Source organism: Rhizobium sp. CFBP 8752 (assembly GCF_014842035.1).
In the GTDB taxonomy this organism is placed as follows: domain Bacteria; phylum Pseudomonadota; class Alphaproteobacteria; order Rhizobiales; family Rhizobiaceae; genus Neorhizobium; species Neorhizobium soli.
Genome location: NZ_JACYUZ010000001.1, coordinates 921,013 through 940,943 on the forward strand (window position 1 = coordinate 921,013; position 19,931 = coordinate 940,943).

General features: G+C 60.8%; 14 protein-coding genes and 2 pseudogenes. 6 read left to right on the forward strand and 10 right to left on the reverse strand.

Annotation, left to right across the window (positions count from 1 at the left end):
- Window positions 1-102 precede the first annotated feature (102 nt).
- The 3 genes and pseudogenes from IFT59_RS04445 to IFT59_RS04455 all read right to left on the reverse strand — a co-directional run.
- A pseudogene (locus tag IFT59_RS04445) lies at window positions 103-927 on the reverse strand (transglutaminase family protein); the annotation flags it as partial.
- Between the two features lie 36 nt (window positions 928-963).
- Window positions 964-1,905: an alpha-E domain-containing protein gene (locus IFT59_RS04450; RefSeq protein ID WP_192086185.1), complete on the reverse strand. Its 942-nt coding sequence runs from the start codon at window positions 1,903-1,905 to the stop codon at window positions 964-966.
- 12 nt (window positions 1,906-1,917) lie between these two features.
- The gene (locus IFT59_RS04455) at window positions 1,918-3,327 is read right to left on the reverse strand and encodes a circularly permuted type 2 ATP-grasp protein (RefSeq protein WP_062582734.1); all 1,410 of its coding nucleotides are present in this window, start codon (window positions 3,325-3,327) and stop codon (window positions 1,918-1,920) included.
- Window positions 3,328-3,697: 370 nt separating this feature from the next.
- Here IFT59_RS04455 and IFT59_RS04460 point away from each other — a divergent pair, with 370 nt between their 5' ends.
- The gene (locus tag IFT59_RS04460; RefSeq protein ID WP_192086186.1) at window positions 3,698-4,579 is read left to right on the forward strand and encodes a DMT family transporter; all 882 of its coding nucleotides are present in this window, start codon (window positions 3,698-3,700) and stop codon (window positions 4,577-4,579) included.
- Window positions 4,580-5,521: 942 nt separating this feature from the next.
- On the opposite strand, the gene IFT59_RS04465 is transcribed toward IFT59_RS04460, so the two are convergent.
- Together IFT59_RS04465 and IFT59_RS04470 are read right to left on the reverse strand one after the other, a co-directional pair.
- The gene (locus IFT59_RS04465; protein WP_113166784.1) at window positions 5,522-6,340 is read right to left on the reverse strand and encodes a calcium-binding protein; all 819 of its coding nucleotides are present in this window, start codon (window positions 6,338-6,340) and stop codon (window positions 5,522-5,524) included.
- A 199-nt stretch (window positions 6,341-6,539) separates the two neighbouring features.
- Entirely contained in the window at window positions 6,540-7,442 is a 903-nt protein-coding gene (locus IFT59_RS04470) for a LysR family transcriptional regulator (protein ID WP_184653697.1), read from the reverse strand.
- 91 nt (window positions 7,443-7,533) lie between these two features.
- Here IFT59_RS04470 and IFT59_RS04475 point away from each other — a divergent pair, with 91 nt between their 5' ends.
- Window positions 7,534-8,550 (forward strand): NADP-dependent oxidoreductase, encoded by a 1,017-nt coding sequence (locus IFT59_RS04475; RefSeq protein ID WP_192086187.1) that lies wholly within the window; start codon window positions 7,534-7,536, stop codon window positions 8,548-8,550.
- A 72-nt stretch (window positions 8,551-8,622) separates the two neighbouring features.
- Window positions 8,623-8,925, forward strand: coding sequence for a putative quinol monooxygenase (locus tag IFT59_RS04480; protein WP_192086188.1), 303 nt, complete (start codon window positions 8,623-8,625; stop codon window positions 8,923-8,925).
- Window positions 8,926-9,099: 174 nt separating this feature from the next.
- Here the strand turns inward: IFT59_RS04480 and IFT59_RS04485 are convergent, their stop codons facing one another.
- Window positions 9,100-9,816, reverse strand: coding sequence for a helix-turn-helix transcriptional regulator (locus IFT59_RS04485; protein WP_192086189.1), 717 nt, complete (start codon window positions 9,814-9,816; stop codon window positions 9,100-9,102).
- Window positions 9,817-9,937: 121 nt separating this feature from the next.
- Here IFT59_RS04485 and IFT59_RS04490 point away from each other — a divergent pair, with 121 nt between their 5' ends.
- Window positions 9,938-10,561 carry a LysE family translocator gene (locus IFT59_RS04490; protein WP_192086190.1) on the forward strand — a complete coding sequence of 208 codons (624 nt, stop codon included), beginning with the start codon at window positions 9,938-9,940 and terminating at the stop codon, window positions 10,559-10,561.
- A 144-nt stretch (window positions 10,562-10,705) separates the two neighbouring features.
- On the opposite strand, the pseudogene IFT59_RS04495 reads toward IFT59_RS04490, so the two are convergent.
- From IFT59_RS04495 to IFT59_RS04505, 3 genes and pseudogenes are all read right to left on the reverse strand, one after another.
- A pseudogene (locus IFT59_RS04495) lies at window positions 10,706-12,513 on the reverse strand (DEAD/DEAH box helicase).
- A 427-nt stretch (window positions 12,514-12,940) separates the two neighbouring features.
- The gene (locus IFT59_RS04500) at window positions 12,941-13,294 is read right to left on the reverse strand and encodes a hypothetical protein (RefSeq protein ID WP_192086191.1); all 354 of its coding nucleotides are present in this window, start codon (window positions 13,292-13,294) and stop codon (window positions 12,941-12,943) included.
- Window positions 13,295-13,570: 276 nt separating this feature from the next.
- Window positions 13,571-13,921: a hypothetical protein gene (locus tag IFT59_RS04505; protein ID WP_113166789.1), complete on the reverse strand. Its 351-nt coding sequence runs from the start codon at window positions 13,919-13,921 to the stop codon at window positions 13,571-13,573.
- 238 nt (window positions 13,922-14,159) lie between these two features.
- Between IFT59_RS04505 and IFT59_RS04510 the strand changes: the two genes are divergently transcribed.
- Entirely contained in the window at window positions 14,160-17,870 is a 3,711-nt protein-coding gene (locus tag IFT59_RS04510) for a response regulator (RefSeq protein WP_192086192.1), read from the forward strand.
- A 12-nt stretch (window positions 17,871-17,882) separates the two neighbouring features.
- Here the strand turns inward: IFT59_RS04510 and mnmD are convergent, their stop codons facing one another.
- On the reverse strand, window positions 17,883-18,623 hold the full coding sequence (mnmD, locus tag IFT59_RS04515; RefSeq protein WP_192086193.1) for a tRNA (5-methylaminomethyl-2-thiouridine)(34)-methyltransferase MnmD: 741 nt from the start codon (window positions 18,621-18,623) through the stop codon (window positions 17,883-17,885).
- Between mnmD and IFT59_RS04520 the strand changes: the two genes are divergently transcribed.
- Window positions 18,622-19,824 carry an NAD(P)/FAD-dependent oxidoreductase gene (locus tag IFT59_RS04520; protein WP_192086194.1) on the forward strand — a complete coding sequence of 401 codons (1,203 nt, stop codon included), beginning with the start codon at window positions 18,622-18,624 and terminating at the stop codon, window positions 19,822-19,824. The genes mnmD and IFT59_RS04520 overlap by 2 nt on opposite strands.
- Window positions 19,825-19,931: the final 107 nt, after the last annotated feature.

The following is a 19,931-nucleotide window of genomic DNA, read 5'->3' on the forward strand; positions in this document are numbered from 1 at the left end:
TCCTTGCGTGGTCTGGCTCTGCCCGCCCTGAACCTGGCTCTGTCCACCTTGGCTTTGGCTCTGTACACCGCTCTGGCTTTGAGAACCCTGGGTCTGTGAGCCTTGAGCTTGAGTCTGGCCCTCATCCTCCACCGTCAGCGACACCTTGAGGTTTTCGCCGAACGTCTCGGAGACCCGGCCGATGCGCATGCCGGAGATCGGGGCTGCGTCGCGGTAGTCGAGGCCGGTGGCGAGCCGCACATAGCGCTCGTCCGGGCAGACGTCGTTGGCCGCATCGAAGCCGACCCAACCGAGGCCCGGAATATGCGCCTCCGCCCAAGCATGCGTCGCCACCTGTTCGGTCGTGCCCTCCATCAGAAGATAACCGGAAACATAGCGGGCGGGGATATCGCGCAACCGTGCGGCGGCCAGGAAGATGTGGGTATGGTCCTGGCAGACGCCGGTCTTTGCGGCAAGCGCCTCTTCGGCGGTGGTCTCCGTCGTCGTGGTGCCCGGCGTATAGGCTACGGTCTCGTGGATCGTTTCCATCAGCGCATGCATGCGGGCAAGTTCGCTGTCGCCGGTCAGGCCTTCTGCCAGCGCCTTTACCAGCGGGCCGGCTGCCGTGCGCGGGGTTTCGCGGAGAAACAGCCAGAGCGGGCAGAACCCCTGATGGGTGCCGAAAACGCCGGCCTTGTCCACGGTTTCCACCTCGCCGGATGCGACGATGCGGATCGTGTTCTCGCCGCCTTCCGACGACACCAGTTCGACGCGGTTGCCGTATTGGTCGGCATAGCCTGCCTCAACCGTGGCGCCGTCCACGCTCACCGTCCAGTTGATGATCTTCTGGGTGGATCCTGCGGTCGGCGTCAGGCGAAGCCGCTGCAGCGAATAGGGCAGCGGTTCGTCATAGGTATATTCCGTCGTATGGGAAATCTTCAGGCGCATTGTTTCAAATCCTCAAGGGACGCCACTCGGCCCGTCCTACTGGTAAAAGCGATAGCCTTGCGAAATCTCGGCGCTCAACTGGTTGTTGCGCGATACGAATTCCTCGAGAAACTCATGCAGGCCGTGATCCATGATCTCGGTGATCGATCCCCGCGTCAGCGTCGCGCGGATCGCGTCGGCCGTGTCGTGGGCCGTGTGCCGCTCTGCGTATTCCCGCTGCAGGTAGCCGAGATTGCTGACGATCTTTTCGTAGCAATAAGCAAGCGAGCGCGGCATCTGAACTTTCAGGATCAGGAAGTCGGCGATATTGCCGGCCTGATAGTCGCCGTCATAGACCCAGCCATAGGAGCGGTGAGCGGAAACCGAGCGAAGGATCGATTCCCACTGGAAATTATCAAGCGCGCCGCCGACCTGGCTGACGGAGGGCAGAAGCACGTAATATTTCACGTCGAGAATGCGGCTCGTGTTGTCGGCGCGCTCGATAAAGGTGCCGATGCGCGAAAAATTGTAGAGATCGTTTCGCAGCATGGAGCCGTGAAAAGCACCGCGGATGAGGGCGCAGCGGTGCTTGATGACGTCGATCAGTTCCGGCAGTTCGGTGGCCTTGAGGTTGCGCGAAAGCCGTGCCTTGAGATCGAGCCAGGCCTCGTTGGTGGCTTCCCAGGTTTCGCGCGTCAGGGCAGTTCTGACCATGCGGGCATTGTTGCGGCCCGATTCGATGCACGACAGGACGCTCGACGAATTGGCCGTGTCGCGCAGGAGATAATCCACCGCGTCGGCTGCCGTCAGCTTGGCATGCACCTGCTTATAGGCATCGCGCACGCCGGCACTTTCCAGAACGCCGTGCCAGTCCTCGTCGGAGGATCCGGCCCGCGTCAGCGAGACGCGCAGACCGGCATCGACGAGGCGGGCGATGTTTTCGGCACGCTCGATGTAGCGGAACATCCAGTAGAGGCCGTTTGCAGTTCTTCCCAGCATGTGTTTACGCCCTCAATCTTCCAGTACCCATGTGTCCTTGGTGCCGCCGCCCTGGCTGGAATTGACCACAAGCGAACCCTGTTTCAGGGCCACGCGTGTCAATCCGCCGGGAATAATCTTCACCTTGTCGGACACGAGGACATAAGGGCGCAGATCGACGTGGCGGGGGGCAACGCCCTTGTTGACGAAGATCGGCACGGTGGACAGAGCCAGCGTCGGCTGGGCGATGTAGTTGGTCGGTCGCGCCTTGAGCTTTGCGGCAAACTCGGCGCGCTCGGCTTTCGTCGCCGTCGGGCCGACCAGCATGCCGTAGCCGCCCGATCCATGCACTTCCTTGACCACGAGTTCTTCGAGATGCTCGAGCACGTATTTCAGGCTGTCGGCTTCCGAGCAGCGCCACGTCGGCACGTTTTCCAGAAGCGCCTTGCGGCCGGTATAAAATTCCACGATCTCGGGCATGTAGGAATAGATCGCCTTGTCGTCGCAGATGCCGGTGCCCGGCGCGTTGGCGATGGTGATGTTGCCGGAGCGGTAGACATCCATGATGCCGGGAACGCCAAGCGCCGAATCCGGCCGGAATGTCAGCGGATCGAGGTAATCGTCATCGACGCGGCGGTAGAGCACGTCGATCGCCTCATAGCCGCGCGTCGTGCGCATCTTCACCTTGCCATCGATGACACGAAGGTCCGATCCCTCGACCAGTTCGACGCCCATCTGGTCGGCCAGGAACGAGTGCTCGTAATAGGCGGAATTGTAGATGCCGGGGGTCAGCACCGCGACACGCGGCCGTCCCTTGCAGCCGGGGGGTGCGAGCGAGGCCAGCGACTGGCGCAGCTGGCGCGGATAATCCTCGACGCGCTGCACCTTGTTCAGGGTGAACAGCTCGGGGAACATCTGCATCATCGTTTCGCGGTTCTCCAGCATGTAGGAGACGCCGGACGGGGTTCGGGCATTATCCTCCAGCACGTAGAACTGGTCCTCGCCGGTGCGCACGATATCGGTGCCGACAATGTGCGTATAGACGCCGCCCGGCGGCTTGAAGCCGATCATTTCGGGCAGGAAGGCCACGTTCTTCTCGATCAGCTCGCGCGGAATGCGGCCGGCCTTGATGATTTCCTGCTTGTGGTAGATGTCGTCGAGAAAGGCATTGAGCGCCACGACGCGCTGCTCGATGCCTTGCGCGAGCTTGCGCCACTCTCGGGCGGCAATGATGCGGGGAATGATGTCGAAGGGGATGAGTTTTTCGGAACTGTCGGCGTGACCATAGACCGCGAAGGTGATGCCGGTCTTGCGGAAGATGTTTTCGGCATCCTGCGTCTTGCGGATCAGATGCGCCGTATCCTGGCTGGCATACCAATCGTGGTAGGTCTTATAGGGCAGACGCGGCTGGTCGTCCGCGGTTAACATTTCATCAAATGCCAAAGGTATGTTCCCCATTTTTGGTCATAAGAATACAACGGCATTGGCAATGCAAGAACCATGCTCAGTTGCGTATGACAAATATACGACCCGTCCTGATGCGGTGAGATAGGGCCTGAACGACGATCAAAAAGGGCAACTGCCGATGGAATTAGCGACGGCTCATCTTCGGTCGTAGAAAGACCGCTCGTCAAAACAGCAACTGCCTCATCGCTGATCACACCGGAGACCGGATCTTAGTCGCACACCGTTAGATGCGCTGATGGGAACGGTGAGTATTTCTACTTTGACCGCGTCGCCGCCACAGCCTAATCAGACGCCGGATCATTTCCCGTCCACTGGCCTTGTCAAAGCCACTCTCCGGAACATTCCGATGCTCGACCGCCTGGCTCCGGCCGTTTTTGTTTTCCTGTGGTCGACCGGGTGGATCGTCGCCAAATATGCGTCCGCCCATGCGGACCCCGTGACTTTTCTGGCCGCCCGGCATGCACTGGCGGCCGTCGTCTTCCTTTGTCTCGGGCTTGCTCTGCGGGTCACGTGGCCAAAGACCGGACGCGAGATCGGCCATGCGGTGCTTTCAGGCATTTTTCTGCACGGGCTTTATCTCGCCGGCGTCTGGTATGCGATCGGGCAGGGCGTGCCCTCGGGGCTGTCGGGCATCATTGCCGGGCTGCAGCCGCTGATGACGGCGGCGGTCGCGCCGTTCCTGCTTAGCGAAACGCTTTCCCGCCGGCAGAAGCTCGGCCTCGCGCTCGGCTTTGCCGGTATCTTCATCGCCATCTCGCCGCAGCTTTTTGCAAGCCTGTCGGCCGGCATGACCGGGCTCGGCCTGCCGCTTCTCCTCAATCTCATGGCGATGGGGTCGGTCACCTACGGCACGATCTACCAGAAGCGCTACCTGCAGCAGGGCAACCTCGTCGCCATCGGCACGCTGCAATATGTCGGAGCGTTCATCGTGACGCTGCCGGTCGCCTATCTGATCGAGCCCATGCGCTTCGACTGGACCACCCAGGCACTCGCCGCCATGGCCTGGTCGGTCATCGGCATCTCGCTCGGTGCCGTCGCACTGCTCCTCTACCTCATCCGCCGCGGGCAGGTTTCACGCGCAGCCTCGCTGATCTATCTCGTGCCCCCCGTTGTTGCCATCGAAGCGGCGATCCTGTTTGGCGAACCCTTGACCCTCCCCATGGTCACCGGCACCGCGATCGTGGTTCTCGGCGTGTATCTGGTGAACCGCAAGACGAGGGCGGGGTGAGGGCCATTTGAGGCTGAACCTCTCTCGCTCCGACCTCCTCTGCGTCAACATGGCGGATGTTGTACGCAGCCGTTCTCATGTACTGCTCCGCCACGCCCGTTAATGCACTCAAAAGCCTGGATATCAGCGACATGTGGGATTGGTTCCCGATCGTCTTCTTCCCGCTCAAGATCATCGTGCTCGGCACAGGCATGTTCTTCGCCATCAAGTGGCATAGGGATCAAGAGAAGAAGAAGTAGCGGGATGTCCGCACGGTGAGCGTACGAAGCTGGCCCTCGTACAAGCGGTCCGATTTCTGGAAAGTATGGGCAGTGAGACTACGTGGCTTTGAGCCGCTAGCGGACGAATGCGCTTCGGCAGCGTCGCGCCATTTGCAGTCATTCATAAGCTTCCACGCCGCTTTGCTTGGCTGTAGAAAAAGTGTGCTGAATAGCAAGTGAGCTGCGTGAACTTGGCGGCGATGATAACGAATGCGATAGCGGCAGCGTAGAAGATGACGGGGTTGTCCACGGCTCTTACGAGAGGCCCTCTTCTACCTGGTATTTCACCAATAAAGAGGCACGTTATTGCGAGGCCCAAGAAAATCGGTCCCGACAGCCCTACGCCTATTATGACGCACCACGTCTGCAATTTATCCTTCATGTTCGTCAATCTCCCGCAGCCGAAGATAGCGACTTTGCTGCATCAATTGAGTGAAGGAAAAAGGTAAAATTACATAGCGGAGCTATGACCGCTCCGGGCGGAAACCGGTCGCCGCTTCCGCACCATCACGTGCGGGGCAACCAAGAAAGGCGAACCGGGGCGAGTGCGCCGTGATCGTGATATTTCATGGCCACGATTGTTCCTCATCTTTTCCAAGATGAGGAACATCAATGCTCGGAGACTATCGATCCCGCTCTCTCTACAGCCGCTACGAACGGGCCGTAACAGCGTCGATCCGCATCAGAGCAGAAAGTCGTCCGCATACATTTTGTGAGAGCCATGCAGGTCGATCATGAAATCGGCCTTCTTGTCGCCGTTGACGTCGGCATAGACGTAGGTATGCGACTTTTCTTTCTCGTAGCGAAGCTCGCCAGCACTGCCGGTGAATTTCTTGGCTCCGATCCAGTCAAAATCCTGGTTTCCGCTGATCTTGGTATCGGCATCGATGGCAGTGAGGTTGATCAGGTCGCGCGTAGCGGAATTATGTTCCCAGTCGGTGATAACGTCTGCCGCTTTGACGGTGCTTTCCTTGATCGACTTGAAAAGGAACGTGTCCTCTCCCCAGCCACCCGACAAAACGTCCTTGCCGGCGCCACCGTAAAGCACGTCGTCTCCGCGACCAGCGTAGAGCTTGTCATCACCGGCGCCACTGATGAGCTTGTTCATGCCTGTGTCGCCCTTCAGCGTGTCGGCACGTGCGGTTCCCCTGATATCATCCAGATAATCCACAACGTTCAGAGCAGAACCCGTGAGAGCGCCAACAGGATTGCCCGCCTTGTCGTGTGCGGAAACTTCCAGCTCATAGTGGAAAGAGTTGAGGTCGTAAGCCTGGTAGCGCACGTCCCTCACGGCAACGATCTGGTTGCCTTCCAGAGCAAAGAGGTCACTGAATGTATCTACGTTGCCGACCGAGCCGTACCAGACCATGGCATACATGCTGAAATCGAACTGCAGGTCCGCCGTATCGTATCCCTCGACCCCCAGGGTCGCCACGACCGTTCCCGCTTTCGTGTTTTCTCTGATCTCAGTCGGGAGACCCGTAATATCACCGATAGCCATGCTTATGTCTCTCCGCCGGAGGTCGCCAACATCATCGACGGCCATCATAAAAGGTCTCAAATAACCCATTGCGAAATAGCGGCATCCGGCATTGAACGCAACAATAAGGTTAGCCCCAGACTGCCCCACCACCCATTATGATTGATGGCTAAATGGACGTGTCCGCTTCCGGCCCAACTGCGGTCATTCACTGCCAATGTTACGACAACGCTGCCAGGGTGTTGAGGAAGGCGCGGACGGCGGGGTTCGACCGTCGGCTCTCGGGCCACAGCGCCGTGATATTGTGCCGGTCTACCGCATAATCGGCCAGAACCGGCACAAGGGCTCCACGCCTCACCCAAGCGCTTGCCATGAAACTGGTTGCCATTCCGATGCCGCTACCCGCTGCGATCGTCGCAAGCACGGCTTCGCTCGCGTCCACGATAATGCCCGAGGACGGCACGATCTCGATCTCCCTGTCCCCAACGCGGAAAGGCCAGCGGAATAGCTGGCCGCTACTCTGGTAGCGCAGGCTGACAGTCTCATGCTCTGCCAATTGGTCCGGGTGCGTCGGCGGGCCGCGCCCGGCCAGATATTCGGGCGAGGCATAGCAGCATAGCCGATGCGGCAGGAGGCGGCGTGAAAGCAGGCGCGAGTCTGCCAGATCGCCAATGCGGACCGCGACATCGAAGCCGCCTTCGATAAGATCAACCATGTGATCGCTCAAACGCAGGTCTATGTTAACCTTCGGATGGAGCCTGCGAAACTGAGGAAGCACCGGCGCTATGACGTGCAGGCCGATCGGCAGAGATGCCGCGATCCGCAATGTGCCGGCGGGCTCGGTGCGCGCTGCTTTTGCCGCCTGCTCGATCTCTTCGGCGTCGTGCAGCAGCCTGAGCGCACGCTCATGCAGATCGCGCCCTTCGGGCGTCAGCGTCAGAGAACGTGTCGTGCGCGCAAAAAGCGAAACGCCGAGCTGTTTTTCCAGCCGCTGAATGCTTTTGCTGACCGCCGAGGGTGAGATGGACAAGGAGCGGGCGGCGGCAGTGTAACTTCCGAGCGAGCCGGCGCGAGCGAATGCAATCAGCCCCGTCAGCCTATCAATTCCCATTTGTTCCTTCATGGCACTACTAAAGCGAATTATCTGATGATTATCAATCGAAGGAGTTGATCGTATCTTCAGTCATCGAAACGACTATCCAAGCGAGGCCATGATGACTGACATGATGAAAGCCGTGCGATTGCACGAGTTCGGTGGACCAGATGTACTCCTCTACGAGGATGCGCCCCGACCGGAAATCTCGGCTGTCGACGTGCTTGTTCGCGTCCATGCCACGAGCCTCAACCCGCCGGATCTCTATCTGCGCGACGGTTACCGAGCTCTCCCGCCGGAATGGCAGCCCAATCCAAGCTTTCCGCTGATCCTTGGTACCGACGTTTCCGGCACGGTTGCGGCCGTCGGCGAAGACGTGTCGCAGTTCAAGGTCGGCGACGAGGTCCATGCGATGGTCCGGTTCCCGCATGACCTCATGACGGGAAGCAGCGCCTATGCCGAATATGTGCGTGTTCCCGCATCGGACCTGGCGCTGAAGCCCGTCGGGATCGACCACATCCAGGCCGCCGGCGCGCCGATGTCGCTTCTGACCGCCTGGCAATTTTTGGTCGATCTGGGACACGATGCGCCGAACCCTTTCCAGACCTTCCCGCATGCACCGGCTCCGCTCGACGGCAAGACCGTGCTGGTAAACGGCGCCGGCGGCGGCGTCGGCCATCTCGCAGTCCAGATCGCGAAATGGCAAGGCGCGAGGGTGGTTGCCGTTGCTTCCGGCAAACACGAGGCGCTTCTCAATGATCTTGGTGCCGATATTTTCATCGACCACACGAAGACGGCTGCCGAACGAGTGGCGAAGGATGTTGATCTGGTGCTCGATGCCGTCGGCGGCGCGACTATGGAACGCTTTCTCCCCAGCATTAAGCCGTCTGGCGCCCTGTTTCTCGTCAACCCGCTGGGCTTTTCAGGCCATGACGAAGCCGCCCGGCGAAAGATCACCGTCTCGACGACGCAGGTGCGCTCGAACGGCGCGCAACTGGCAGAGGCCGGCCGTCTGCTTGAGGACGGCTCCATACGGGTGGTGATCGACAGCACCTATCCGCTGGCCGAGGCAGCGGCAGCGCATCGTCGTGCTGCCGAAGGGAGCATCCAGGGCAAGATCGTTCTGGTCGCCATCTGATCACCACTTGACCAGTCAAGGCCGAGGCCGCCGCGAACAGGTGGTCGGGGCGCTGATGGAGGAGCTATCCCCATGCTGATTATCACCGGCTACATGCACGTCGATCCAGCCGATCTGGCGCAATGCATGACGGAACTGAATTCGCTGGCATCCACAACACGAAAGCGTCCGGGAAGCATCACGTATGATGCTGCCGTGGACGATCCACAATCAGGTCGATTGCTGATATCGGAACGTTGGGTCGATCAGGCTGCGCTTAGCGCTCACTTGCAGGCAGCCGACACGATCGCGTTCGTCAGCCGCTGGATCGGTAAGATGCGAGGCGAACTCAAGAAATACGACGCATTGAACGAACGCGACATCATGGATTGCTGATGCTGCTACTGGGTTGGAGGTCTGCGTCCGCGTTGGGCCAACAGCCGACCTCGGCAGTCCTGCCCCTACACGCGACACTGCGGACGATCGTAGAACTCCCTAGTCTGCCACGTCGCAAAAAGCAGAAACACCAATGTCGCTTTCATCGTGAGTTTCCCGACACGCGGCGTTGGTTCACAATTGGATTGCCGGATATGCTGGGTCTCTCTGTTCGATCTGCCAGCCGGAAATCCACACGCTACGCAGGCGATCTCCCTCTTTGGGGAAGTGGTTTCCTGTCAAACTGCAGCTTTCCACGCGGTCGATCCGGAAATTCCGAATTGCCTGTCTCAGCTCGCACCATCCGACGATGACGGCATTGTCCAGATAGTAGATCAACGCCAGCGGCCAGACGATGCGACGCGTTGGATTGTTCTGCTGGTCACGGTAGTCGAGCAACAGCTTTTCCTCGTCGCGGATCGCACGACGGACAATCCCGAAATCGATGCCTTCCGGAGCTGGAGTGCTTGCGCCCCAGGCGTGAAGGGCACGCGATGTCAGTGCTTCGCGCAACGGCGCGGGCACGGCAGCTGCGATCTTGGCGACGACCCGTTCGGATGCCTTTTTGAGGTCAGTGTCGCCTGTACGCTCGATCAGCGCCATGCCGAGAACGACAGCCTCGGTCTCCTCAGCCGTAAACATCAGTGGCGGAAGATCAAAGCCGGGTCGGAGAATATAGCCGATCCCGCGCTCGCCTTCGATCGGCACGCGCATCGCCTGAAGGCCGGCAATGTCCCGATAGATCGAGCGCATGTTGACTTCCAGTCGGGCTGCCATCTTCGCCGCCGTTACAGGCGTCTTTGCCAGTCTCAAAATCTGGATGATCTCGAAGAGCCTGGAAGCTTTGCGCATGCTGATTACCCCATCACAGCTGACACACCCCTGTCAGTTGAGCCCCTGTATAGCATGCCCAACAAGCTGAAAAACAGGCGGTATCGAGACCGTCAGTCGAATGGAACGGGCGGCAACTGACATGACCTACGTTGAAAATCTATGGCTTTTCTTCCTTCTGCTGACGGGCATTATCGCCGTTCCGGGCATGGACATGGTGTTTGTCCTTGCGAACACTCTTGCGGGTGGAAGACGCGCCGGTCTCGCAGCGACTTTCGGGATGATGGCCGGTGGAGCCTGCCACACCTTGTTCGGCGCTTTCGCCGTTGCCGGGCTTACCAGGTTGATCCCGGCTGTTTCCGGCCCCATGCTCATCATCGGGTCGGCCTATATGATCTGGATCGGAGTCAGTCTTGCCCGCAGTTCGATCGTGATCGGGTCCGTTGACAGCGGTGCGGCTCGATCTTCCGGGCGGGTCTTCATTCAGGCCGTCGTCACTTGCCTCCTCAATCCGAAGGCATGGCTGTTCATTCTCGCCGTCTATCCACAGTTCCTGAAGCCTGCTTTCGGGCCGCTCTGGCCCCAGACACTTGCGATGGGTTTGATGACCGTGCTCGTTCAGCTTACCGTCTACGGTGGACTGGCTCTGGCCGCCGCGAGAGGACGCGATGCCATTGTCTCCAAACCCACTTTGACGATCTGGGCAGGACGGGTGGCTGGTTTGGTGCTGGTTGCGATTGCCGCATACATGTTTCTGCGCGGATGAAATGAACTGTGATCGAGCGATCCGGTTGTCGCAGAAATCCTGAGTGTCGGGGTGAAAGCGGCCCCACCAACCACCCCTAATACCCCACACAAAAACGGCCGAGATTTCTCCCGGCCGTCTGAACTCTCTCAACCGCGTCTCGCGTTAAGCGCGCGTGGTGCGCTTGCGGCCCTGATGGCCGGCGGTGCGCTGGTCGATGGGGGCCTGGCCGCGGTTGTCGTTGCCGAAGCGGACCGGGCCGCGACCGTCGCCCTTGGGGGCTGCGGCCGGCGTGTGCCGGTTTGGCTTGGCTTCGCCGGATGCGGCGGCCGCATCGCCCTGATGGGCCTTGCGCTGGCTGCCGGCTTCATGCGCGCCGTGGCTTGCATGGTCGCGGTTGCCGGAACCGGCTGGCTTGGCTGAGCCACGGTTGTCAGGACGACCGCCAGTCTTTGCGCCCGGGTTGCCGAACTGCTTCTTGACCGGACGGAAATCCGAAGTCGAGGACAGATCGTTGTCGGGCGCTACGCTTGCCGCTGCCGGCCGTGCAGCCTGTGAACGGGGAGCTTGGCTTCTTGGCGCTTCTGCACCGTCACCAGCGAAGAACGGCTTGCGCGCCGGACGTTCGCGGCGCGGGCCACGGGCTTCGCCGGCAGCACCGGCACCGCGGCCTTCGCCGCCGCCGCCATTGCCGCGTGGCTGGCCGCCACGGCCGCCCTTGTTGCCGCCGCGGGCATTGGCGCCGCCACGGTTGTTGTTGCCGTTGGCGCGAACCGGACGGTTCATCGTCTCAGGGCGCTCGCCGGTCAGCGTCTTGATCTCGATGTTCATCAGCTTTTCGATGTCGCGCAGCAGCATCGTTTCGTCCGGTGCGCAGAAGGCGATCGCGATGCCTTCGCGGCCGGCACGGGCCGTGCGGCCGATGCGGTGAATATAAGCTTCCGCGACATCAGGCAGATCGTAGTTGTAGACGTGGCTGACGGCCGGGATATCGATGCCGCGGGCCGCGACGTCGGTCGCAATCAGCGTCTTGATCTCCCCATCACGGAAACCCTTGAGTGCCCGTTCGCGCTGGCCCTGGCTTTTGTTGCCGTGGATCGAGGCGACCGAGAAACCGATGTTTTCAAAGTGCTTCATCAGCTTTTCAGCGGTGTGCTTGGTGCGCATGAAGACGATCGAGCGGCCATCCGGGTTGTCCATCAGCGACTTGCGAAGAAGGTCGGTCTTGTCACCCTTGCCGGCAACGAAGTGGACGAACTGGTCCACCTTGTCGGCAGCCTTGCCTGCAGGCGTCACTTCCACCTTGACCGGGTCGGTCAGGAAGTCGGCGGCGAGATCTGCGATCGCCTTCGGCATGGTGGCCGAAAACAGCATGGTCTGGCGCTTCTTCGGCACCATTTTGGAGATCTTGCGCAGGTCATGCACAAAGCCGAGGTCGAGCATCTGGTCGGCTTCGTCGAGCACGAGGAAGCGAACCGTCGTCAGGCCGATAGCGCGGCGCGAGATCAGGTCGAGCAGGCGGCCAGGGGTGGCGACCAGGATGTCGGTGCCCTTTTCCAGCTGCAGCTGCTGCTTGTTGATCGAGACACCGCCGACGACGAGATTGATCTTGAGCGGGCGGCCCTTGATGAAGGTCTTCAGGTTGGCGGCGATCTGGTTGACCAGTTCGCGGGTCGGCGCAAGGATCAGCGCGCGGGTGGTGCGGTTGTCGGGGCGGGTCGCGTCGGCCATCAGGCGCTCGATCAGCGGGAGGCCGAAAGCTGCGGTCTTGCCGGTGCCGGTCTGCGCAAGGCCGATCAGGTCGCGGCCTTCGAGGAGAAGCGGAATTGCCTGGGCCTGGATCGGCGTCGGGGTTTCAAAACCAAGCTCGGTGAGCGTGGCGACGATCTGCTTGGACACGCCAAGAGATTCAAAATTCGTCAAGTCGAATACCTTTCGGGGCGCCAAAAGCGGACGCTCCGAACTGGCACCATGCCATCCGGGCTGCTTGTGGCGTCAAGAACCCCGCGTGATTTGGGAACTTGTGTGTTGGAAATTACTTTCCAGCGCTTGAACCCTCATCCCGAGGGCGATCTATCTGTGCGCCTTGTTCCTTCTTCGCGCTGTCAGTATGGACGCGGGGCAGCTCACGCGGCTGCCGGAAGGTGAAAGCTGGCATGCATTTGGTTGATTTGCCGCCGAAAGTCAAGGTTCTTCTGCAAAACGACGCAGGCTGTCCGCTAGCGGCGACCCGGTAGGCACTCACGTCACAGGGGATTTTCTCGCGTCGTCAGCCCTCCGAGCGGCAGCCACACGGACGGCGATCCCCAAGGTAATGGTCGCGCAGAGTGGCGGCGCAAAACGAAAAACGGCGGTGCATCGCACCGCCGTACCGCAACTCTTGATGGACGCCTGGACGCTCTAGTAGCAGACCCGTGCGCGGTAGGCTTCGCCATACTCGTTTTCCACCCATTCGTGGTGGCACCGCGGTGGTGGTGGCGGTGCGGCATAATAGGCGCGACGATAGACGACCGGCGGCGGTGGCGGCGGAGCATATTTGTATTGCGGCTCCACATAGACCGGACGCTGTGATCCGGACACGATCGCGCCGCCGATCAGGCCGCCGGCAATCCCTGCCGCGGCACCCAGCAGCACATCGTCGCCGTGGTGACGGTAGTGATCGCGGGCCTGCGCTGCCGGTGCCGTCGCAGCAAGTGCGCCGGCGACTGAGAGAGCCGCAATGCCAGCAGTAATGGTCTTTTTCATGATCGACATGCCTGGTTCCTTTCCCCGTGGTGTTTCGAGGTACGATCAGAGCGTCGCTCTCAATCACGGCGGATTGATGGAAGTTTTATCGCCGTAGTCTGAACGCCTATTCAGACTCCACCGTGGAAAAATTGCTTTTCGAAAGGTGTCGGCAACCCAGGGTCTGCCCGGAGATTGAATTGCGGCGAAAACCCGGCAATTTGCGGGAGGAATTGTGGCTCGAGCTGTCTGGCGGTTTTGGCGGGCAAGAAAAAGCGCCGGGTCTGAACCCGGCGCCGGAGATGATCAGCAGTTGTTCGTCGTGGTGCCGGAACCGTCGGTCGAACCGCTGGTTGCCGAAGGTGCGCCACCGACACCCGTCGTGTCGCAGCCGCCTTTGCTCGTGCCGTTTCCGGTCGTCATGCTCTTGGAGTCCGTGCTGCCCGTGGTCGTCCCATCGTTGGCGCTATTGGACGGCGTTTTGGACGGTGTGTTGGACGGCGTCTGGCCGGTTGTGCCGCTGCTCGTTCCGGATGCAGCGCCTGCGCCAGACGCGCCAGACGCGCCGGAACCTGCGGATCCACCGGATGCACCTTGAGCGAATGCCGATGTTGCAAGGCCAAGCGTCAGCGTGGCAATCGTCACAAGTTTCATCATCGAAGAATTTCCTTTGTTCGCTTCACGTCAGGGTTAACCGGCGTCGGCGTCCAAGGTTGCCTGATGCTGCCGATTTAGTGTCGGTGCGTTGATCCTCGATGCGTGAAACGCCCCCGGCCGCACTCCATTCGAACTTGCGAAAACGCAAATATTAAACAACCCTGTGTTCCGGGCAACGTGTTGTTAATACTCGCTATGGTGTTATCGGGTCGGTTTCCGAAAAATGGTGGGATCCCGCATGCGCGGGAGTGAGCGGGGCAGGGTGCACACGAAGAGCGAACGCCTGGAAAGCAAGTTTCTGGAGCGGGCCTGCGCCCGCATCGTGGATCTCCCCGAACCCGCCTATATCAAGAACTGCCGGCTCGCATACGTCGCCGTCAACCCCGCCTATGCGGCCATGGTCGGCGCTCGCCCGGAGGAGCTCGTCGGCCAGACAAGCCGCAGCCTCGGCAGCGATGGCGAAAAGGACGAGCGCAAGGAAAAGGAATGCCGCGCCCTGGTGTTCGGTGCCGAAGAAAAGGCGCTGGCGTTCAACGCCGACGGGATCTTTTCCCACGAGATCCATATTGAACGGTTTCTGACGGAAGACGATCAATCCTACGTCTTCGGCCATTTCCTGCCGGTCGGCGCTGCATCGCGCCCAACGGGTAATGGCGTCCCCGCGCCGCTCGAAACGACAGCGAAGCCGTTTTCGCTGTTTGAGAACGGTCTTCTCGACGACGCGATCGACATGCTCGAAATGGGCATCGGCATCTACGACCGCGACAATGTGCTCGTTTACTGCAATTCGCAGCTTGTCGACCATTTCGACGCCTGTGGCATTGTCATCAAGCCGGGCATAGCGCTGGAGGACATCATCCACCGCGCCTATGATCAGCGGGAACGTGCGGCAAGCGGCAATGCGTCCGTAACGCTTGCGCCGCGCGAGAAGTGGGTGGAACAGCGTCTCCGTGCCTTCCTCGTTCCCTATCACGAGCGGATCGACAAGCTGCCGGATGGGCGCTGGATGCGCAGTCTCAACAAACGGCTGGAAAACGGCCTGCTGATCGCCATCCGCCACGACGTCACCGACTTCAAGGACCAGGAGATGTTGCTGCGCAGCCAGGTGGCGGAAACCGGGCTTTTCCGCGCCATCCTGGAAGACCTGCCGGCCCCCGTGTTCGTTCGCAACGAAAAGCACGAGCTGACCTATGCCAACCACGCCTACGAGCAAATGCTGGGCAGCGAACGGGAAAACTATCTCGGCAAGACGGAAGCCCAGATGTTTCCCTGGGCGGCGGAGCGGTTCTGGAACGAAAACGCCCGCGTGCTGGACGGCGAGGCGATCGACAAGTCGGAGGATATGACCTTCCCGGACGGTTCGGTCATTCCGGTTCTTACACGCCTGCGCTCGATCGAGGTCGACGACGGCAGCCGCTATCTGGTCTGCTCGCGCACGGACGTGTCGCTGATCAAGGAAGCGCAGCAAAAAGCGGAAAAGGTCAGCCAGGATCTGCAGACGATCCTGTCGGCCCAGCCGGTCGGCATCGGTATTCTCGATGCGGATCTGGTTTTCGAATACGCCAACCCCGCCTTCTATACATCCTGGGATACGGACAAGCGCTTCGATCTGGCCGGCCGTTCCTACCGGGATTTCATGAAGGTCAATTACGACAACGGTATCTATGCCGGCTCGGACCTGGATTTCGATGCGATCTACAATGCCCGCATCGCCGCACTGACAGCCAGCAACGATCATCCGCCGATCGAGATCCGCACGCATGGCGGCCATTACCTGCTGATTTCGGGCACGCAGCTGACCGATGGCAAGATCCTCATCAGCCATACCGATATCACCGCGATGCGCCAACGCGATGCGGACATCCGGCAAGCGCAGGAAGCGCTGCAGAAACACGGCGCGCTGATGCGCGACGCAACCAGCGCAATGTCTCAAGGGCTGCTCATCCTGCATGACGGCGCGATTATCTTTTCAAACGATGCGCTTGCCGCCATGCTGGAGATGCCGGCCGACATGCTGTCGATCGGCAAAAGCTGGCGCAACGTCTTTGGCTACTGCGCAAAACGCGGCGATCTTGGCGATGCGCGCACCTCGACCGCGGCGTTGCGCGAATGGGAAGCAAGCGTTGCCTCTGGAGAACCGGTATTTACCTCGTTCCGCGTCGAGGACCGCCGCTGGATCCAGCTCGAGGCCCGTCCGACCGGGGACGACCACTGGCTTGCGGTCTTCACGGACGTCACCGAGAGCAAGGAACGCGAGGCGGACCTGACGCGCCTGCTCAACCGGGCGGAAGCGGCCGACCGGGCGAAGTCGGAATTCCTCGCCAACATGAGCCACGAGATCCGCACGCCGATGAACGGCGTGCTCGGCATGGCCGAACTGCTCGCCAAGTCCAGCCTCGATACCCGCCAGAAGACCTTCGTCGACATCATCGTCAAATCCGGCAATGCGCTTTTGACGATCATCAACGACATTCTCGATTTTTCCAAGATCGATGCCGGCCAGATGAAGCTGCGCAAGGCGCCGTTCGATCCTGTTGAGGCAATCGAGGACGTGGCGACGCTTCTGTCGTCGGCCGCCGCCGACAAGGATATCGAACTGATTGTCCGCGGCGAGGTTTCGGTGCGCGAAACGGTCCTCGGCGATGCCGGCCGCTTCCGCCAGATCGTCACCAATCTGGTCGGCAATGCCGTCAAGTTTACCGAAAAGGGCCATGTCTTCATCGACTTGAAGTCGCGGCCGATCGATGGTGACCAGCTGATGCTGTCGATCCGCATCGAGGATACCGGCCTTGGCATTCCCGAAGAAAAGCTTCGGTCGGTGTTTGAAAAGTTCAGCCAGGTGGATACGTCGTCCACCCGCCGTCATGAAGGCACCGGGCTTGGTCTTGCGATTACGTCCGGTCTGGTCGAGCTGTTCGGCGGTTCCGTCGAGGTCGAGAGCGAGCTTGGCCGCGGTTCGGTCTTTACCGTCAACCTGCCGTTTGCCGTGGTTGCCGAACGCAAGATGGAAGTGACGCTGCCGGTCAGCACCAGCGGTGCCCGGGTGCTCGTGATCGACGACAACGCTGTGAACCGCCGCATCCTCACCGAGCAGCTGAGCATGTGGGGCTTCGAGACCGTTGCCGCTGAAAACGGGGCGGAGGGTCTTGCCTTCCTCCACGAAGCAACCAGGCTCGGCATCGTCATCGATGTGGTCGTGCTGGATTATCACATGCCGGAGATGAACGGGTTCGACTGCGCCAAGGCGATCCGGCGCGACAGGCGCTTCGATTTCACCGGCATCGTCTTCCTGACGTCGATGGACATGGCAAACGACGAGACGATGTTTGCCGAGCTCAATGTTCAGGCGCATCTGATGAAGCCCGCCCGCGCAGCCCTTTTGCGCAGCACGATCATCGACGTCGTCCGCGTCATCCGCACCCGGCGCCGCGCATCCGGGCAGGCGGTGCCGCTCATTGCGTCGTCTACTCCAGCCGTCGACACAGCTGGCTCAAAGCCTGTAGAACCGGTGGCGCAGGAAAACACCGTCGCTCCTGTGATCAAACCAACGCTCGATGTTCTCGTCGCTGAGGACAACGAGGTCAACCAGATCGTCTTCACCCAGATCCTCCAGATGACCGGCTGGCTGTTCCAGATCGTCAAGAACGGGGCGGAAGCGGTCGAGGCCTGGCAGAAGTATGATCCGGCGGTGATCATCATGGACGTGTCGATGCCGGTGATGAACGGTCACCAGGCAACCCGCAAGATCCGCGAACTCGAAAACGCGACCGGCACGCATGTCCCGATCATCGGCGTCACCGCCCATGCGCTCGAAAGCGACCGCGAACTCTGCTTCCAGGTCGGCATGGACGATTATCTGTCGAAGCCGATCAGTCCCGAAGCGCTGGAAAACAAGATCCGCCACTGGCTGGATGGGGCAATCGTCGTTTCGGCGCTGGACGGCAACTGAGGCCTTGGAGCTTCAGTCCTTGCGTCCGCTCAACATCTCGCGTTTGCCCGCAAAGCCGGGCTGGCGCTCCACGGTGAAACCCGCGGCCGCCAGATTGCGGCGGACGAAGCCTGCCGCCGCATAGGTTCCGAACGTGCCGCCCGGGCGGGTGCGGTCGAACAGTGCCTTCATGAGATCCGGCGACCACATGTCCGGATTGCGCGACGGCGCAAAGCCATCAAGGAACCAGGCGTCGAAATTGGCCTCCGCAGCCGTGACGCCATCGAGCGCCTGGCCGCAGACAACCGTCAGCGTCGTCTGCTCGTCGAGGTCGATGGTGATCCGGCCGCTCGGCTGATCCGGCCATGCAGCCGTCAGTGCCTGCCGTTGCGCGTCGATTTCCGGCCATCGCGCCAGTGCCCGCCCGATCTCGTCGCGTTGCATCGGATAGAGTTCGAACGATGTGAAATGCAGCCGTGTGCCGGGTTTGCGGAAAAGCGCCCACTGGCGCCAGGTCTCGCAGGCGTTGAGGCCGGTGCCGAAACCGAGTTCGCCGATCCGGAACGTGTCTTCGGTCGGTGACATGTCGTTCCAGCGCTCCGGCAGGCCGTTTCCCGCCAGAAACACATGGCCGCATTCCAGGCGGCCATCGGTGCGGCAATAAAAGTGGTCGCCAAATTCCGTCGAATACGGCATATCGCCGTCATGCCAATCAAGCGCCGGTGCTTCAGGCGTGGCGTCGTCTTTTACAATTTCGGGATCGTGATTGCTCATGGAAGATGCGGATAATCCTCGAGGTCCCCGGGGTCAATCGCCAGCAATGCCTCATCTCCCCGATGATCATGTCGATCTCCTGATCATCGGCGGCGGCATCATGGGCCTCTGGGCCGCGGTCAAGGCGGAACGGCTTGGCATCCGCACCCTTTTGGTCGAAGCGGGACGGTTGGGGCAGGGTGCCAGCGGCGGCATTTTGGGCGCGCTGATGTCGCATGTGCCCGACCGCTGGAACGACAAGAAACAGGCCCAGTTCGACTCGCTCGTCGCCCTCGAAGACGAAGTTTCGCGGCTGGAAGCCGAGACGGGGCTGTCCTGCGGCTATCGCCGCTCCGGCAGGTTGATCCCGCTGCCGAAACCGCATCTCAGACCCATCGCCCTTCGCCACCAGCAGGAAGCCGAGATCAACTGGCGGCACGACGGCGATCCTTTCCACTGGCATGTGCTCGATGCGTCGCCCTTCGAGGGATGGCCGGATCCGGCCTTTACCGAAGCCGGCATCGTGCACGACACGTTTGCCGCCCGCGTTTCCCCCCGCCATCTGATGGCAGCGCTCGCCGCCGTCCTTGGCAACGCCCGGCATGTCAGCGTGATCGAAGGACTGCCGGCGGAGCGGATCGACCCTGTCGCAAACCGCGTCGAATTTGCCGATGGACGCTCGATCGGTTTCGGCCATTGCATGATTGCGGCCGGTCCGCAGTCGTTTCCGCTGCTCGGGCCCCTGTCTCCATCCATCTCGGTTCCGCTGGGACAGCCGGTGAAGGGGCAGGCGGCGCTGTTGAAGGCCGATATCGATCCGTCGCTGCCGATCCTGTTTCTCAACGGGCTCTATGTCATCGCCCATGACGATGGCCACGTGGCGGTCGGGAGCACCAGCGAGGAGGAATTCGACGCACCGTTTGCCACCGACGCAAAGCTGGACGATCTCGTGGCCCGCGCCCGCGCGCTCGTGCCGGCACTTTCCGGTGCGGAAGTGGTCGAGCGCTGGGCCGGCTTGAGGCCCAAGGCGATCGGTCGGGAGCCGATGGTCGGTCCGCATCCCGACCATCCACGCGTCATTGCTCTCACCGGCGGCTTCAAGGTCAGCTTCGGGCTTGCCCACAGGCTTGCGGATGCCGCGCTCGGTTTCGTCATCTGCCAAGAGCACTCGCTTCCCGAGAGTTTTATACTTTCGGATCATCTTTCGGTTGCTGCGCGTTAAACGCGCGTTTCGGCCCTTTCTCGTCGTTAATCTGTCACGCAAATCGCGTAACCCAATTCGTGGGGTTGATGAGCATGCGTGAATAAACGAACAGGGGCAGAAAAGGT